The 3,446-nt window shown below is 51.1% G+C and carries 2 rRNA genes; both read left to right on the top strand.

The features are described 5' to 3' along the window. The first annotated feature begins 250 nt into the window (after positions 1-250). A 23S ribosomal RNA gene (locus AC55NX_RS20505) occupies positions 251-3,241 on the top strand. 86 nt (positions 3,242-3,327) lie between these two features. Then, positions 3,328-3,443: ribosomal RNA gene (gene rrf, locus AC55NX_RS20500) — 5S ribosomal RNA — on the top strand. Positions 3,444-3,446: the final 3 nt, after the last annotated feature.

The following is a 3,446-nucleotide window of genomic DNA, read 5'->3' as shown; positions in this document are numbered from 1 at the left end:
CACAGGCAACTGTGTATTCAAATTGAGTCCGGCAAAACCAAGTCACACACTCATGTATAAAATATTGTGTGACACCTAATTAGTTGATGATATCAACCCTTAGGTTTTTGCGCTGAGGATTTTTGCCTGAGACAAGGCAGCAAGAAGGATGTCGCAGGGCGCTATCGTCTGATAGCAACCAAGCAGCCTTCGATGCTAACGCGGTATTCAGGGAAAAAGACCAAGCAAAAAAGACTTCTTCGGGTTGTATGGTTAAGTGATTAAGCGTACACGGTGGATGCCTTGGCAGTCAGAGGCGATGAAGGACGTACTAACTTGCGATAAGCGTAGATGAGGCAGTAAGAGCCACTTGAGTCTGCGATTTCCGAATGGGGAAACCCAACTGCAGCAGCAGTTATCATTAACTGAATACATAGGTTAATGAGGCGAACCGGGAGAACTGAAACATCTAAGTACCCCGAGGAAAAGAAATCAACCGAGATTCCGAAAGTAGCGGCGAGCGAAATCGGACTAGCCCTTAAGCTTTGATAGCGTTAGGTGAAGTGTCTGGAAAGGCACGCAATAAAGGGTGATAGCCCCGTAACCGAAGGCGTTGTTTGAGTGAAAACGAGTAAGGCGGGACACGTGATATCCTGTCTGAAGATGGGGGGACCATCCTCCAAGGCTAAATACTCCTGACTGACCGATAGTGAACCAGTACCGTGAGGGAAAGGCGAAAAGAACCCCTGTGAGGGGAGTGAAATAGAACCTGAAACCGTGTACGTACAAGCAGTAGGAGCCCCATCACTAAGCTATTGTGCTTAAGTGACAGCAATGACTTTTGTTTGATTTGGGTTAACAACGCGCAGCGTTGGTCAACCGACAAAATCAAGCCGAGGTGGCTTAGTGATGGGGTGACTGCGTACCTTTTGTATAATGGGTCAGCGACTTATATTCAGTGGCAAGGTTAACCGATTAGGGGAGCCGTAGCGAAAGCGAGTGTTAACTGCGCGCCCAGTCTCTGGATATAGACCCGAAACCGAGTGATCTAGCCATGGGCAGGTTGAAGGTTGAGTAACATCAACTGGAGGACCGAACCGACTAATGTTGAAAAATTAGCGGATGACTTGTGGCTAGGGGTGAAAGGCCAATCAAACTCGGAGATAGCTGGTTCTCCCCGAAAGCTATTTAGGTAGCGCCTCGGACGAATACTACTGGGGGTAGAGCACTGTTAAGGCTAGGGGGTCATCCCGACTTACCAACCCTTTGCAAACTCCGAATACCAGTAAGTACTATCCGGGAGACACACGGCGGGTGCTAACGTCCGTCGTGGAGAGGGAAACAACCCAGACCGCCAGCTAAGGTCCCAAATTACAGCTAAGTGGGAAACGATGTGGGAAGGCTCAGACAGCTAGGATGTTGGCTTAGAAGCAGCCATCATTTAAAGAAAGCGTAATAGCTCACTAGTCGAGTCGGCCTGCGCGGAAGATGTAACGGGGCTAAGCTGTAAACCGAAGCTGCGGCAATGCATTTTAATGTATTGGGTAGGGGAGCGTTCTGTAAGCCGTTGAAGGTGGATTGTAAAGTCTGCTGGAGGTATCAGAAGTGCGAATGCTGACATGAGTAACGACAAGGGGGGTGAAAAACCTCCCCGCCGGAAGACCAAGGGTTCCTGTCCAACGTTAATCGGGGCAGGGTGAGTCGACCCCTAAGGCGAGGCCGAAAGGCGTAGTCGATGGGAAACGGGTTAATATTCCCGTACTTGTTGTGAATGCGATGGGGGGACGGAGAAGGCTAGGTGGGCCTGGCGACGGTCGTCCAGGTTCAAGTGCGTAGGCTGTAGAGTTAGGCAAATCCGGCTCTACGATAGGCTGAGACACGATGTCGAGTCACTACGGTGATGAAGTCATTGATGCCATGCTTCCGGGAAAAGCCTCTAAGCTTCAGTTCACAAGAAATCGTACCCCAAACCGACACAGGTGGTCGGGTAGAGAATACCAAGGCGCTTGAGAGAACTCGGGTGAAGGAACTAGGCAAAATGGTACCGTAACTTCGGGAGAAGGTACGCTCTTGCTGGTGAAGTCCCTTGCGGATGGAGCTGATGAGAGTCGCAGATACCAGGTGGCTGCAACTGTTTATTAAAAACACAGCACTGTGCAAAATCGTAAGATGACGTATACGGTGTGACGCCTGCCCGGTGCCGGAAGGTTAATTGATGGGGTTAGCTTAGGCGAAGCTCTTGATCGAAGCCCCGGTAAACGGCGGCCGTAACTATAACGGTCCTAAGGTAGCGAAATTCCTTGTCGGGTAAGTTCCGACCTGCACGAATGGCGTAATGATGGCCACGCTGTCTCCACCCGAGACTCAGTGAAATTGAAATCGCTGTGAAGATGCAGTGTACCCGCGGCTAGACGGAAAGACCCCGTGAACCTTTACTACAGCTTGGCACTGAACATTGAGCCTACATGTGTAGGATAGGTGGGAGGCTTTGAAGCAGTCACGCTAGTGATTGTGGAGCCGACCTTGAAATACCACCCTTGTATGTTTGATGTTCTAACTTGGCCCCGTTATCCGGGGTGAGGACAGTGCCTGGTGGGTAGTTTGACTGGGGCGGTCTCCTCCCAAAGCGTAACGGAGGAGCACGAAGGTGGGCTAATCACGGTTGGACATCGTGAGGTTAGTGCAATGGCATAAGCCCGCTTAACTGCGAGAGTGACGGCTCGAGCAGGTGCGAAAGCAGGTCATAGTGATCCGGTGGTTCTGAATGGAAGGGCCATCGCTCAACGGATAAAAGGTACTCCGGGGATAACAGGCTGATACCGCCCAAGAGTTCATATCGACGGCGGTGTTTGGCACCTCGATGTCGGCTCATCACATCCTGGGGCTGAAGTCGGTCCCAAGGGTATGGCTGTTCGCCATTTAAAGTGGTACGCGAGCTGGGTTTAGAACGTCGTGAGACAGTTCGGTCCCTATCTGCCGTGGGCGTTGGAGAATTGAAAGGGGCTGCTCCTAGTACGAGAGGACCGGAGTGGACGAACCTCTGGTGTTCGGGTTGTGATGCCAATCGCATTGCCCGGTAGCTAAGTTCGGGATCGATAACCGCTGAAAGCATCTAAGCGGGAAGCGAGCCTTGAGATGAGTTCTCCCTGGCAGTTTAACTGTCCTGAAGGGTTGTTCGAGACTAGAACGTTGATAGGCAGGGTGTGTAAGCGCTGTGAGGCGTTGAGCTAACCTGTACTAATTGCCCGTGAGACTTAACCATACAACACCGAAGGGGTTTTGTGGCTCAGTTAGAGACTTGATTGTGTATAGAGAACGAAGACAGCTTTTCGAATTGTAAGCATTTTGCTTGGCGACCATAGCGTTTTGGACCCACCTGATTCCATGCCGAACTCAGTCGTGAAACGAAACAGCGCCGATGGTAGTGTGGGGTCTCCCCATGTGAGAGTAGGACATCGCCAGGCTTT

The sequence above is a fragment of the Vibrio rubrogenes genome (assembly GCF_059641415.1).
The sequence above is the reverse complement of the archived record's forward strand: the minus strand, read 5'-3'. Positions and strand labels throughout refer to the sequence as shown.